This window comes from Barnesiella sp. An22 (genome assembly GCF_002159975.1).
GTDB classification, from domain to species: Bacteria; Bacteroidota; Bacteroidia; order Bacteroidales; family Barnesiellaceae; genus Barnesiella; species Barnesiella merdigallinarum.
Genome location: NZ_NFJR01000002.1, coordinates 311,520 through 326,123, shown reverse-complemented (window position 1 = coordinate 326,123; position 14,604 = coordinate 311,520). Strand labels below are relative to the sequence as shown.

Annotated in this window: 9 protein-coding genes and 1 pseudogene; 5 read left to right on the top strand and 5 right to left on the bottom strand. The window is 55.5% G+C overall.

Features of this window, described 5'->3' with window-relative positions; all coding sequences use genetic code 11:
• Positions 1-9: 9 nt before the first annotated feature.
• Both B5F38_RS03905 and B5F38_RS03900 read left to right on the top strand, forming a co-directional pair.
• Positions 10-2,328 carry a choice-of-anchor J domain-containing protein gene (locus B5F38_RS03905; protein WP_143240898.1) on the top strand — a complete coding sequence of 773 codons (2,319 nt, stop codon included), beginning with the start codon at positions 10-12 and terminating at the stop codon, positions 2,326-2,328.
• A 537-nt stretch (positions 2,329-2,865) separates the two neighbouring features.
• Entirely contained in the window at positions 2,866-3,324 is a 459-nt protein-coding gene (locus tag B5F38_RS03900; RefSeq protein WP_143240897.1) for a hypothetical protein, read from the top strand.
• 105 nt (positions 3,325-3,429) lie between these two features.
• Here B5F38_RS03900 and argB read toward each other — a convergent pair whose 3' ends face one another.
• The 3 genes from argB to B5F38_RS03885 form a co-directional block, all read right to left on the bottom strand.
• Positions 3,430-4,203 (bottom strand): acetylglutamate kinase, encoded by a 774-nt coding sequence (gene argB, locus B5F38_RS03895; protein ID WP_087408009.1) that lies wholly within the window; start codon positions 4,201-4,203, stop codon positions 3,430-3,432.
• 6 nt (positions 4,204-4,209) lie between these two features.
• A protein-coding gene (prfB, locus tag B5F38_RS03890; RefSeq protein ID WP_143240896.1) for a peptide chain release factor 2 occupies positions 4,210-5,332 on the bottom strand; the annotation gives its coding sequence in 2 pieces (ribosomal slippage) (positions 4,210-5,268 and positions 5,270-5,332; 1,122 coding nt in all).
• 87 nt (positions 5,333-5,419) lie between these two features.
• A complete protein-coding gene (locus B5F38_RS03885) occupies positions 5,420-7,228 on the bottom strand; it encodes a long-chain fatty acid--CoA ligase (RefSeq protein ID WP_087408008.1) in 1,809 nt (602 codons plus the stop codon).
• 286 nt (positions 7,229-7,514) lie between these two features.
• On the opposite strand from B5F38_RS03885, the gene B5F38_RS03880 reads away from it, so the two are divergent.
• Positions 7,515-8,597 carry a M20 family metallo-hydrolase gene (locus B5F38_RS03880; RefSeq protein WP_087408007.1) on the top strand — a complete coding sequence of 361 codons (1,083 nt, stop codon included), beginning with the start codon at positions 7,515-7,517 and terminating at the stop codon, positions 8,595-8,597.
• On the opposite strand, the gene B5F38_RS03875 is transcribed toward B5F38_RS03880, so the two are convergent.
• Entirely contained in the window at positions 8,589-9,533 is a 945-nt protein-coding gene (locus B5F38_RS03875) for a glycosyltransferase family A protein (RefSeq protein ID WP_158096838.1), read from the bottom strand. The genes B5F38_RS03880 and B5F38_RS03875 overlap by 9 nt on opposite strands.
• Before the next feature lie 293 nt (positions 9,534-9,826).
• Between B5F38_RS03875 and B5F38_RS03870 the strand changes: the two genes are divergently transcribed.
• Both B5F38_RS03870 and B5F38_RS03865 read left to right on the top strand, forming a co-directional pair.
• Positions 9,827-11,092 (top strand): putative DNA modification/repair radical SAM protein, encoded by a 1,266-nt coding sequence (locus tag B5F38_RS03870; protein ID WP_087408049.1) that lies wholly within the window; start codon positions 9,827-9,829, stop codon positions 11,090-11,092.
• 18 nt (positions 11,093-11,110) lie between these two features.
• Positions 11,111-11,878 carry a TIGR03915 family putative DNA repair protein gene (locus B5F38_RS03865; RefSeq protein WP_087408048.1) on the top strand — a complete coding sequence of 256 codons (768 nt, stop codon included), beginning with the start codon at positions 11,111-11,113 and terminating at the stop codon, positions 11,876-11,878.
• A 250-nt stretch (positions 11,879-12,128) separates the two neighbouring features.
• Here the strand turns inward: B5F38_RS03865 and B5F38_RS03860 are convergent.
• Positions 12,129-14,603 (bottom strand): annotated as a pseudogene (locus tag B5F38_RS03860) (efflux RND transporter permease subunit); the annotation flags it as partial.
• Position 14,604 lies beyond the last annotated feature (1 nt).

Sequence of the window (14,604 nt, the reverse complement as noted above, 5' to 3'; positions counted from 1 at the left end):
CGGAAAAGCATGAAAAATTTACTACTTGTCGGAGCCTTGTGCTCCCTCACGCTGTTACCCTCGACAGCCGCACAATCTTTCGATGAAAACCCGGCTCAACGAAGAGTCGAAATAATTCAGACCGCTAGAAAGAGCATACGCTCCGAGGCCGCCAGAACTTTGAAAACCTATGAGCAAAACGGGCGTAAAATCGCAGTAAAAGAGACTCTCGACGGCAAACGCCGCTTCAAGGCCTTTGCCAATCGGAAAGAGAACCTGGCTCCTGTATATACCGCTCAAAAAGAGGCGATGCCGGCTGCCGACGAAGAATATACCTTGGCCGAAGGCTTTGAAGAATTTGCCAACCATATCGACGACCCCGATGCGCTCGAATGGCTGCCCGAAGGCTGGACCAGCATCAATACACACCCCAACTACGACGACCCCGATGCACTCTGGTACAGTTGGTACATCACCGAACCCAGCATCGCAAAAGGGCTTCCGCTGAACCCCGAAAGCCAATACATTGCCTATATCCAATACGATGAATACGAAGAGTCGGACGAGTGGCTTATCACCAAGCCCATCACCGTCAAAGAAGAAGACTATCTCTTCTTCGATTTGAGTTACCTCCCCTGCTACGTATTCTATAATTTCTATAACAAAGACGACGGTATCGCCGCCACCATGAAGATAAAAATCTCGGACAACGGCGGTGAATCATGGGATTTGCTGCTCGATGTGGCCGACCTGGAATATACCGACGAAGAACTGGAAATCTCCGATTTCCGCCGGTTCAGAATCGACATCAGCGATTATGCAGGGAAGACGGTATTAATCGCTTTCCAATACGAAGGAGTATACGGCGACTCGATGCAACTCGACGAAGTGTATGTACGCCCCATGCTGCCTACCGCCATCTACAACCGTCCGCAAGGAACGTTCCTCTCGGGTGTCAACTACAAGTGGGAAGCCTTCTCGACAACCTCGATTTTTGCACCCGCATTCAAAGATCTCGTGTGGAACAACTACTCCAACGAAGCCTTGTCGTATCAATGGGATTGCGACGGCGAAAACTACGACACCCCGACCTACACGGCCAACTATTCCATAGGCACACACTCGGTGCCCTCTCTCACCGCTACGTCCGGTTCGCGCCAAAGTTTCTACACCTGGAACGGCACTCTAACGGCAGGCCGGGCCATGACCATCGGCAATCTCGATGTCAATAACAACCGGCTCACCGTGCTCTCCTATAACGACGTGCCGGCTCCCCGAAACTACGTTTTCGGCAGTTGCGAACTCGATATGCGAGGTTACCACATCACCACCAAGGCCGTGATGAACATCTTTGAGAAACCTTGCTCCCCGATGCTCATCTCGGGTGTCGACCTCATTCTGGCCACCTTCGAGGCACCCGACGATGCCGAGTTCTTCCTGAGAGCCGTAGCTCTTACCGAAACAGGGGAGCTGGGCGACACACTGGCTATCGCTTCGCTCAAAGCCTCCGACGTAGAGGCTACCGAACTGGGTGGATACTATGGATATGGCATGCATTTCGAGTTTCTCAAAGAGGTGAACGGAACCCCCATGCCGCAACGGCTCCTCATCGACGAACCTATGGCCTATATTTTCGACGGATTTGACCGCGACGACGTAGTTGTCGGCGTGGTTTCGAACAGCGTCGAACAAACCTTCGACGCCGGTGCCTATGTATACCGTCTCCTTTCCAAAGAGGGTGAAGAGGATATGGTCGACATCTCCTCGATGGGCAGCTATTCTCTGGCCATGTCGCTGTGCAATGCCTCCATGTCGAGCCTCGGATGCGAAAGCCCCGTCGAGATTCCCGGAACGGCAGGCAGCTCGTCTGTCACGGTCTACTCGACCTTGTTCATGGCCGACGGTATCGACTGCACCGCAGCCGATTCGTGGCTCACACCGGGAACTCCGGTCGACGGTGCCTCAACCGAAATCTCGATACCCATTACATTCGAAGCTCTCCCCGAGGGAACCTCGCAACGCACGACAACGCTGACCGTAGAGACCCTCTATGCCGACCCGATTACCATCGAAATCATTCAGGACAAAAACGTTTCGGGTATCACCTCGGCCTCGATACTGAGCGGACTTTATGTAGCCAACACATCGGGCGAACTGGAATTTATCCACGCCCAAAATAGAACCGGCAAACTGGCTGTCTACAACATGCAGGGGATAAACCTGGTTACTGCCGACCTCTCGACAAGCGGAACGACCTCGCTCGACATCGACCTGGAGAGCGGCATCTACGTTGCCGTAGCCCAATATGCCGATGGCGGCTGCGAAAAGGCCAAATTCATCAAGCAATAACACTATCGGAAGCCTGGGAGAAAGAGAGCTCGGCAACGGGCCATCCTCCCAGGCTTTCTCATATCTTTACGGTCCGCACTCGAGGACCTTTGCACGACTCACGACAATCCCGGAAATTTTTCCCAATCGACAACCGCTATCCTCCCATACAGACCTATTTGACACGAAAGGGAAAAATATCTTGCCATAAGTTTCGATTTGTCAAAAGAATTTATTTATATTTGCAAATAACTAATGACAAAACCAAAATGATTATATAAGGGGACATATAAACAAGGGGACAACATTCAATAAGACATTTATAAAACAGCGTTAACTTTTTGTTTCTACAGATCTGAGAAATTCGGGCATACCGCAGAGAGAAAGTTCTGTGTACTTATTGCGCCCGTTCTGACTTAATATCGTGGTTTTTATACGATTTTCTAAGGTTTTAAAGAATGAAAAAGTTTGGGTCCGCGCTCTTTTATATTCGTCTGTAACACACACATAAACATTCCGATTTTGGGACCGGTCGGATTTTAATCAACATTTTATACTATGAAGTATTCAACATTTCGTATCGTGCTTCTCATGTGCATGGTATTCGCATTCGCCGCTTGCGAAGAAGATCAACCCACCAATGTCGATACCATATGGACAAGGGGACTGGTTAACTACGAAGAGGGCTTTGAATTTCTCAACAAAAACATTGCCATCACCTGGAACGAGGGGAAAATCGAAGGTGTAGCAGGCCGCATGACCACCTTCACCGACCTGGGAGTACAACGCACCGAGACAATCGACCTGAGTGCCTTCGGCGTACCCGAAGAGGGCGAGTCGTTCTGTGTTCCGGAACTGGGACACCTCTATTTCGTGCACCAGGCTTGGGAAAGCGAAACCCGCATTCAGAACCACTGCGGTTATTTCCGGGTAATCGAATTTTTGGGGAACCAGAAGGGTGTCGTCATCTTATCGTCGGAATATACCCCAGCCGGATGGAACTGGATAGGTCAATAACAAGCACAGAGGGGGCAAATTTAAATAAACGAACCTATCCTACAGCGAGGGCTGCCCTTTCTCGGGCAGCCCTCGTATTTTATTCTCTATCAATAAAATCGTCTTTTACCCCACGATGCGGGTACCCCCGTGAGGCTGCCCGATGGCATCGGCCCGGGTAATAATGACCTCGCGCACCCCGTGGCGAATGGCATCGAAGGCATTTTCGAGTTTGGGTATCATACCGCCCTGCACCACGCCTTCGGCCCGGTAGGTCTCGAACTGCTGTCGGGTCATCTCGGCAATTACGCTGTTGTCGTCGTTCTCATCGCGCAACACCCCCCGCTTTTCAAAACAATAGACCAGCGATACTTCGTAACGCGAAGCCAGAGCCTTGGCCGTCTCGCCAGCCATCGTGTCGGCGTTGGTATTGAGCATTGAGCCTCGCCCGTCGTGGGTAAGCGGAGCGATTACGGGCACGACACCCATCTCGATGAGTGCCGACAGGGCGGCAGCGTCGACGCGACGCACATCGCCCACGTAACCGTAGTCGACCTCGCCCACCGGACGTTTGTCCGACAGCAGGATATTCATGTCGGCCCCCGTCATGCCCAGCGCATTTACTCCCTGGGCCTGCAGGCCGGCCACGATATTCTTGTTCACCAGGCCGGCGTAGACCATGGTCACCACCTCGAGCATGGCCTTGTCGGTGATGCGACGACCGCCCACCATACGGCTCTCGATACCCAGCCGCGACGCCATGGCCGTGGCCGATCGGCCGCCTCCGTGCACCAGCACCTTGCGGCCGGGTATGGCGGCAAACGAGGCGAGCAGGCGACTCAACGTAGCCTGCTCCTCCACAATCTTACCGCCCACTTTTATCAGCGTGAGTTTCTCCATACCGGTTTATGCGTTGCTTTCGTCACCGCCGAACTCCATCAGATAGGCTTTGATAAAACCGTCGATCTTGCCGTCCATCACGCCTTGCACGTCGGAGGTCTGGTAGTTGGTGCGGTGGTCTTTCACCCGGCGGTCGTCAAACACATAGCTGCGTATCTGCGACCCCCACTCGATTTTCTTCTTGCCGGCCTCAATCTTGGCCTGCTCGGCCATACGGTGCTGCAACTCCTTGTCGTACAAGATAGAGCGCAACTGGCGCATGGCGTTCTCTCGGTTCTTGGGTTGGTCGCGGGTCTCGGTATTCTCGATCAGAATCTCCTCCTCTTCGCCCGTATAGGGATCTTTGAACTGGTAACGCAACCGCACGCCCGACTCCACCTTGTTCACATTCTGTCCACCGGCACCGCTCGAACGGAAAGTATCCCACGAGATGTTGGCGGGGTTGATGTTGATTTCGATGGTATCGTCGACCAGCGGTGTCACGAATACCGATGCAAACGAGGTCATGCGCTTGCCCTGAGCGTTGTAGGGCGATACCCGCACCAGACGGTGCACGCCGTTTTCGCTCTTCAGGTAACCGTAGACATAGTCGCCCTCGATCTGTATCGTCACCGACTTGATACCGGCCTCATCGCCCTCGAGAATATTGGAGATGGAGGTCTTGTAGTTGTGCTGTTCGCACCAGCGCAAGTACATGCGCATGAGCATCGAAGCCCAGTCTTGCGCCTCGGTACCACCGGCACCCGAGTTGATTTTCAATACCACGCCCAACTTGTCCTCTTCGCGACGCAGCATGTTGCGCAACTCGAGATTCTCAATCAGCGTCATCGTATGGTGATAAATCTCGTCGACCTCCTCTTCCGAAACGATACCCTCTTTTACAAAGTCGAAGGCCAGCTTCAACTCCTCGACCGATTTCTCGATTTCGGTATAGCTGTCTATCCAGAAGTGCAACGATTTTACCTTTTTCATCTGCGCTTCGGCCTTCTTCTGGTCTTCCCAGAAGTCGGGCACATGGGTGCGCAACTCCTCTTCTTCTACCTCGATTTTCTTCGAATCGATGTCAAAGATACCTCCTCAACGCCAACTTGCGTTCTTCTGTCTCTTTTAATTGTTCTTGTGTAATCATATCTTTATCACTTGTTTCTGTTATACGAAAAAAGGGTGTACAAAATTATACACCCTTGTGCTATTTACCAAATTTCGGTTTTCGTTTTTAGGCATACATCGCCTCTATCTCCTCCTTGTAGAGCAGGTTGATGACCGACCGGCGTATCTTGAGCGTGTTGGTCAACTCGCCTTTCTCCATGCTGAAGGCTCTCGGCAGCAGCGTGAAACGCTTGATTTGCTCGAAGCGGGCAAAGTTCTTTTGCAGCGCGTCGATACGCTCCGAGATAAGAGCATGAATCTTCTGGTTCTTCACCAGATCCTCGAGGGTGCGGTACTGTATGTGCTTCTGAGCGGCATACTCCTTCAGGGCCTCGAAGGCCGGGATAATGATGGCCGTCACATACTTGCGCTGGTCGCCGATGACGGCTACCTGATCGATATACTTGTCTTCGCCCAGGCGGGTCTCCAGAGCCTGCGGGGCAATGTATTTCCCGTTCGAAGTCTTGAAGAGGTCTTTCAAACGCTCGGTCAAGGCCAAAGCCCCTTCGTCGTTTATCTTGCCGGCATCGCCCGTGCGGAACCAGCCGTCCTCGGTAAAGACGCGGGCCGTCTCCTCGGGCTTGCGATAGTAGCCCTTCATCACGGTCTTGCCCTTCACCAGTATCTCGTTGTTCTCGCCCAACTTCACCTGAATATCGGGCATGAGCGAGCCTACGGTACCGAACTCGTAGCCGGTCAGGTCGAAGCAGCTCACCGTGGCCGTCGTCTCCGACAAACCATAGCCATAGACGATATTGATGCCGCAGATGTGCAGAAATTCGTTGATGGTATCGGAGAGCGGAGCCCCGGCGGTGGGGAAGATATTGCCGTTCTCCACCCCTACGGCCCGACGGATTTTCGAGAATACGAACTTGTCGTAGAATTTGTACTGACACTCGAGCCACAGCGGAACCCGTTTTCCTACACGCAGATACTCCACATTGCGACGGCGTCCGATGGCAAAAGCCCGCTCGGTGAGACGACGGGTCATCCCCTTCGTCTTCGACAGTTTGTCCTGGATGGCCGAGTAAACCTTCTCCCAGAAACGGGGCACGCTGCACATGATGGTGGGGCGCACCTCGCGAATGGTATTCTGTATATCCTTGGGGTCTACGTTGATGGCAATGCGCATGCCTACCGTCAGGCAGTAGTACGACCAAGCCCGCTCGAAGACGTGGGTCAACGGCAGGAAGCAGAGCGATACGTCGCTGTCGGAGCAAGTCACCAACCGTTGCAGGTGAATGCGCATGGCCTCGTCGTAGTTCGAGTGAGCCAGCATCACCCCTTTGGGCTCGCCGGTCGTACCCGAGGTGTAGATGAGCGTAGCCAAATCGTCGGGCGTACCGGCATTGCGACGGCGTTCTACCTCGGCTACCACATCGGCACCGGCCAGACGGCCCTGCTCCATGAGGTCATCGAAATAGATCGACGTATGGTCGTCGGCAGTCCGCTTGATGGCAGGGTCGAAAAGAATGAGTTTCTCGAGCGTAGGACACTCACGCAGGGCCACAATGGCATTGTCGTACTGCACCTGCCCGCCCACAAACAGAAAGCGCACCTCGGCTTCGTCGATGATGTACTTAATCTGGTCGAGCGAACTGGTGGGATAGAGCGGAACGACTACCGCACGGTTGTCGAATGCCGCAAAATCCACGATGAGACCTTCGGGTTTGTTTTGTGTATATGTCGAAATGTTTTCTTGCTCGCGAATACCTAAGAGAACCATAGCTTGCGCTATGTACGATACCTGTTCAGAGAAACGGTTCCAAGAGGTAGGAACCCATTGATTGTGCTCATAGTCCTTATGGCTGAACGCCTCACGGTTTCCGTATTTGGCAGCCTGTTTGCGAACCAAAGCGGTAAGTTGATTTACCATAAATTCAGTTATAAATCCGCTGCAAAGTTACGCATTATATTGACTCTATGACCATTTTAATAAGTTTTAAGCAGATTGGGCACTTTCATTTTGCCAACTCGACATAGCAAAAACGCAAGACTTCCTATCTATTTATCAACATTTCGGACGATTTATCCCCTCAAATTCAAATAGTTAATTACTGTTAATATTTTATCCCCGTTTTTTCGACCTTTCCCTACAATTTGTACAAGAAGTTACTGAAAGAGATAAAAATAAACTACTTTTGCATAAACTCGTAACCACCATGTATTCGAAAGACGAACTCTACTACATAGCCACCGACCTGCTGCACCGGCTCATTGCTACCCCTTCGGTCAGCCGGGAGGAGGGACAGGCAGCCCAACTCCTGTGCGAAACACTCGAAAAAAACCGATTCACCCCGCACCGCATCGGCAACAACGTATGGACCCTGGCCGGGGAGTACGACCCGGCGAAACCGACCCTCCTGCTCAACTCGCACATCGACACCGTGAAACCGGTGGCCAGTTGGAGCCGCAACCCTTTTGAACCTGCCGAAGAGGAAGGTCGCCTCTACGGTCTGGGCAGCAACGACGCCGGAGCCAGTCTGGTATCGCTGCTCGCCGCCTTCCTGTTCCTGGCCGACAGCGAGCAACCCTACAACCTGATTTTCCTGGCTTCGGCCGAAGAGGAGGTTTCGGGAGCAAACGGCATCGCCCGGGCCTTGCAGGAGCTGCCCCCTGTCGATCTGGCCATCGTGGGCGAACCTACGGCCATGCAACCGGCCATCTGCGAAAAGGGGCTGCTGGTGCTCGACTGTGCCACGCACGGGCGGTCGGGACACGCTGCCCGCGAAGAGGGAATCAACGCCCTCTACAAAGCCACCGAGGCTATCGAACGACTGCGGCGATTCGAGTTCCCCCTCGTCTCGGAGTGGCTGGGACGGACGAAACTCACCGTCACCCAGATAGAGGCCGGCACGCAGCACAACGTGGTGCCCGACCGCTGCAACTTCGTCATCGACCTGCGCACTACCGATTGCTACACCAACGCCCAGGCGGTCGAAATCCTGCGCGAGAACTTCCCCGACGTGACCTTCACCCCCCGCTCGCTGCGGCTCAACTCGTCGTCCATATCGCCACGACACCCCTTCGTGCGACGGTGCGTACTCACCGGACGCGAACCCTTCGGGTCGCCTACCCTCTCGGACCAGGCGCTCATGCCCTTCCCTTCGGTCAAGATAGGACCGGGCGAATCGTCGCGCTCCCACACGGCCGACGAGTATATCCACCTCGACGAGATACGCGAAGCCATCGAGCTCTACACTTGTCTGCTCGACAACCTGCAATTCGAAAAAAAATCAGTGTAACAGCCGTTCGGCCAGAATAGCCGAACCGCGCCCTCCCCACGACACATAACGATAGACCAGCGGCAGAAACCACCGCAAGGTGCTGTCGTCGCGAACCTGGTCGAGGGTCCAGTGATAAATTTCGGGCCCTCGCGGGCTCTTCTCGCGACGACACAGACCGGCCACCACCATCTGCTTGTAGAGCAAGAGCCGGTGCAGACGACGCTTGTCGGGATGGTTGCTCTGCTCCACATCGGCATGGGCATGGGCAATAGCCTGCAAAATATCGTCACTGTTGGGGGCATAGCGATAGCCGGTAATGCTGTCGGCATGCAGATAGACATGGACCAGCGGCGGCCGCTCGATCCACACCACCCGGTCAGTAGCGAGCAACAGACGCAGCCCCAGCTCCCAATCTTCCCAACGCATATACTCCTCGCGCCATCCGCCTACGGCCCGCACCAATGCCGTGCGCACCGCATAACGCTGTGTACCCAGCGTGCAATGAAACAGATGGGGCTCCACCCGATTGGAAAAGACCGCCTTGGCCCGATAGGGACTACCTGCCTCGGGCACCATCTCGACCGTACACCCCACGATGTCGACCTGCGGATGGCTGTCGAAAGCCTGCATATACCGGGCAATAGCCTCGGGCACGTAGGTATCGTCACTATCGAAGAACGAGACAAACTCCTCCCGCACGCACGACAACCCCCGGTTGCGGGCAGCCGAAGGGCCCCGCTTCGCCTCCTGGGTCACCGTCACTTCGAAGTTGTCGCTCTCGTAACGGGCTTTCAGCTCCCGGCACAGCGCCAGCGACCCGTCGATCGACCCGTTGTCGACCAGCACGACATGCAGGGGCCGGTAGGTCTGCGCCACAATCGAGGCAAACGTCCGCACCAACTCCTTCTCCCGATTGTAGACGGGCACTACTATGGCTATGCTTGTCGGTTTCATCGTTTTCAAAAATAGCGAAAGGTGAGCGCAGAGGCAAAGGAAAACTGCGTTTTCAACTTCGACCATCTCGAGCTGCATTCTCTCTTTGGCAAAGATAGAAAAAGAAATTTTTCCCCATCCCAATTATAAATTCTTTTCTTAAAATTGTCGCCGATACGGCAAAAACGGTGTAACTTTATCCTCCGGGAAAGTTGCAGCAATCGGGGCGATGCCGTTTGGCTTATTCTTTTTAAAAAACCACCGTCACCCCATTGATTCATAACGATGTAACCAACTTATACTCATCTGCCGCCATGACCGAAGAGACGCTGAAGAAACTGAAGATACTCACCGAATCGGCAAAATACGATGTATCGTGTTCGTCGAGCGGCACCGTACGGTCCAACACCCGGGGAGGGTTGGGCAATACGGTGGGCGGGATAGGTATATGCCACAGTTTTGCCGACGACGGTCGTTGCATCTCGCTGCTGAAAACGATGCTCACCAACTCGTGCATGTACGACTGTGCCTACTGCATCAACCGACGGAGCAACGATATTCCGCGGGCCACCTTTTCGGTGCGGGAGCTGGTGGAGCTCACCATCGAATTTTACCGGCGCAACTACATCGAGGGACTGTTCCTCAGCTCGGGCGTGGTGCGTAACCCCGACTACACCATGGAGCGTCTGGTAGCCGTCGTGAAAGACTTGCGCACCATCCACCGGTTCAACGGCTACATCCACTTGAAAAGCATTCCCGGAGCCAGCCGCGAACTGGTGAACGAGGCCGGCAAGTATGCCGACCGCATGAGCGTGAACATCGAGATTCCCAACGAATGCTCACTGAAACTGCTGGCTCCCGAAAAAGATTTCAAAAGCGTCTACGAGCCCATGGCCTACATCCAGCAACAGACCCTCGCCTCGAAAGAGGAGCGCAAACTCTTCAGGCACGCCCCTCGTTTCGTCCCGGCCGGGCAGAGCACGCAGATGATTGTGGGGGCTACCCCCGACCACGACCGCGACATTCTGCGACTGTCGTCGGCCCTCTACGCCCGCCCCACCATGCGACGGGTCTACTACTCGGGCTATATCCATGTCAACACCTACGACACCCGGCTCCCCATGCTGAAGCAGCCCCCTCTGGTACGCGAAAACCGACTCTACCAGGCCGACTGGCTCTTGCGCTTCTACCAGTTCAAGGTCGACGAGATTGTCGACGATGCCAACCCCGACCTCGACCTCGAGATTGACCCCAAGCTGGCGTGGGCCTTGCGCCACCCCGAAGTCTTCCCGGTCGACATCAACAAGGCTCCCTACGAACTCATCCTCCGGGTTCCCGGCATCGGGGTGAAATCGGCCACCCTCATCGTCAACTCCCGCCGCTTCAATCGCATCAACAGCTCGCATCTGAAGAAGATGGGGGTAGTGATGAAGAAAGCCAAATACTTCATCACCTGCGGCGAGCTGATGTCACCTACCGTCAACGAACTCCGCCCCGAGAACGTAAGGCGACTGCTCACCCCGTCGACCTCGAAGCGGCGAGACGACCACCAGTTGCAACTACCCCTGTTCCACGATTAACGATACTCCGCCGTGTCTCTGATTATCTTTCAATACGACCGCACGTTCGACGGCATGCTCACCGTCGTGTTCGACGCCTACGCCCGCCGTTCGTTCCCGCAGGCGATTCAGGGCACCGACGAGCCGCTCCCCCTCTTCTACGACGAGGTGCACCCGGTCATCACCGACGAAGCGAAGGCGGGCCGGGTGTGGAAGGCGCTCGAGAAGAAGCTGTCGAAGGATGCTCTCTCGTGCCTCACCGTAAGCTACCTCTCGGAGCTGCCCGAACTGGACCTGCACCTGTTTCGCTACATCTGCAAGAATATCGACAGCCCCGTAAGCCTCGAGAACAACCTGGCCGACGACGACATTCTGTTTGTCACCAACACCTTCCGCAAGGTGCTGTACGAGCGTCTGCGCATGATGCAGTTCATCCGCTTCCAGAAGGCGGCCGACGGCACCTACTTCGGCATCATGGAGCCGCAATACAACGTCTTGCCGCTGGCCATAGCCCACTTCAAGGACCGCTTTGCCGACCAACCCTTTGTCCTCTACGACAAGAGGCGCCACTACGGCTATTACTACGACCAGCACGAGGTCACCCAGGTGACCTTCGACGAGAGCCTGCCCCACTTCGTCACCGGCAAGCTGGACGAGTCGCTCATGGCCGACGACGAAAAACTGTTCCAGGAGCTGTGGCGCACCTACTTCAAGGCCGTCTGCATACGCGACCGGCTCAATCCCCGGAAACAGCGGAAAGACATGCCCGTGCGATACTGGAAATACCTCACCGAAAAAAACAAGTGACGGCCTCGCTCCTGCGTGCGACCTCCCGATAAAACAAGTGCAGCGGCAAACGAGAGCACAAGTCTCGGTTTGTCGCTGCACCACCTTTTTATCAATCATCACTAAAACAGCTCTATCGAAAGCGGGGGCACTCAAACAGGCTCCCCCTCAACCCTCTGCGGGTCTGTCACCGTCAGTTGCTGCCACCCCCCAAGGCGTTGTAGAGGGTGATGATGGACTGACAGTGGGTGAAACTGTCCGACACCAGGTTCAGCCGGGCATTCAGCAACGACTGTTGGGCCGTGAGCAGTTCGAGGTAAGTGGCATTGCCCGTTTTGTAGAGAGCTTCCGAAGTTTCGACCGTGCGCTCCAGTTCGCGGCACTGTTTCCGGTGAATCTCCAGATTGCGCTGGGCCGACTCGACGGCATAGAGCGCGTCGCTCACCTCCTGCCCGGCATCGAGCAGCGTCTGCTTGTAGTTGAGCAAGGCAATCTGCTCCTCGTCTTTCGATACCCGCAGGTTCGAAATCAGTTTTCCCCGGTTGAAAATCGGCTGGGTCAGCGAGGCCACGGCCGAGAGAATCCATCCGCCGGGATTGGTCACCACCTGTCCCAGCGCATTGGTCCACCCCGCACTGCCCGTGAGGGTGAGGTTGGGATAGAAGGCCGAGCGGGCCTGGTTGGTCGTGTAGTAGGCTCTGGCCAAGGTCATCTCGGCTTCACGCACATCGGGCCGTTTCGAGAGCAACCGCAACGGTACCCCCACGTTGAAAATCTCGGGGAACTGCTGCCCGGCCAACTGCCCCCGCTCGATGCTCCGGGGCGTCACCCCCAGCACGGTACAAAGGGCATTCTCGGCCTCGCGCTGCTGCCGCAGCAGGTCGTTGTGGGTAGCCTCCAGTTCATACAGGTTGGCCCGCGCCTGGGTGACAGCATTCTCGGTCTCCTCGCCCACCTTCAACAGCGACTCCATGATGCTCGCCGTCTCGGCCAGCGTGCTGCCGGCAGGGGTATCGAGGCTCACGAAGATGGAGCCGGTATCTTCCGAGGGCACCAGACTGGTCTTGGTCGTTGCCATCAGATAGAGCAGCAGCCCCACCGAGGCGGCAAACGAGGTCCACACCAGCCACTTGTGCTTGATAAAGAACTTGGCTCCCTCCTTATACTTGAACACGAGGCGTTTGAATATCGCATCGAAGGCCAGCCGGAACCGGGTCGAGAACTCGGGCTTCTTCCCGTCGACCAGAATCTCGTTGGGCCGCAACAGCAGCGCACAGAGTGCCGGCGACAGGGTGAGGGCGTTGATGGCCGAGATACCCACGGCTACCGCCATGGTGATACCGAACTGGGTGTAGAACACGCCCGAGGTACCCCCCATGAACGACACCGGCACAAACACCGCCATGAACACCAGCGTAGAGGTGACGATGGCCGACGAGATACCGCTCATGGCATCGATCGAGGCCTTGTAGGGCGAGCGATACCCCTCGTCGAACTTCACCTGCACCGCCTCGACTACGATGATGGCATCGTCGACTATCGTACCGATGGCCAGCACCAGGGCAAAGAGGGTGAGCAGGTTGATGCTGAACCCGGCCAGATAGAGCACGGCAAAGGTACCGATAAGCGACACGAAGATGCTGACGGTAGGGATAAGCGTCGACCGCGGGTTCTGCAGGAACACGTAAACCACCAGTACCACCAGCACGATGGCCTCGAGCAGCGTCTTGATTACCTCGTTGATCGAGGCGTCGAGGAAGTTCTTAGTACTCATCAGCTCCACAATCTCCATATCCTCGGGCAGGTTCTCCTGCAGTTCGTCGAGCAACTGGTCGATGTTGGTGATGATTTCGTTGGCATTCGTTCCGGCCGTCTGGTTAATCATACAGGTCGTACCCGGCGCACCGTTCATCCGGCCGGTGTAGGAGTAGCTCTGCGAGCCCAGCTCGACCGTGGCAATATCTTTCAACCGCAGCACCCGGCCGTCGTCGAAGGCCTTGATGACAATCTCCTCGAACTCCTGCTCCTTCTCGAGACGTCCGCGGTATTTGAGGGTATACTGATAGACATTCTTCGAATCTTCGCCGATAGCACCCGTCGAGGCCTCGATGTTCTGGCTCGCGAGGGCCGCCTCCACGTCGCTCGGCTCCAGCTCATACTGGGCCATCACGTCGGGCTTCAGCCAGATACGCATGGCATAGTCGCCACCCATCACATTCACCTCGCCTACGCCCGAGATACGTTGTATCTGCGGCTTGATATTGATGCTCAGGTAGTTGGTGAGAAACGCTTCGTCGTAGGTACCGTTGGGACTGTAGAGGCCGAAAATCTTCAGCATGCTGCTCTGCCGCTTCATGGTGGTTACGCCCACCTTGGTCACCTCGGCCGGCAGCAGCGAGGTGGCGGTAGAGACCTTGTTCTGCACGTTCACGGCCGCCATGTCGGGGTCGCTCCCCTGTTTGAAGTAGACCGTAATCTCGGCACTGCCCGTGTTGCTGGCGGTCGAGGTCATGTAGGTCATGTTCTCCACGCCGTTGATAGCCTCTTCGAGCGGCACGATTACACTCTTCTGCACCGCCTCGGCATTGGCGCCGCTATAGGTGGTCGATACCCGTATGGTAGGCGGGGCGATGTCGGGGTATTGCTCCACCGACAGGGCAAAGAGCCCGATCAATCCTGCTACGAGGATGACGACCGAAATCACCATCGACAAGATGGGCCGGTCTATGAAATATTGCAACTTCATG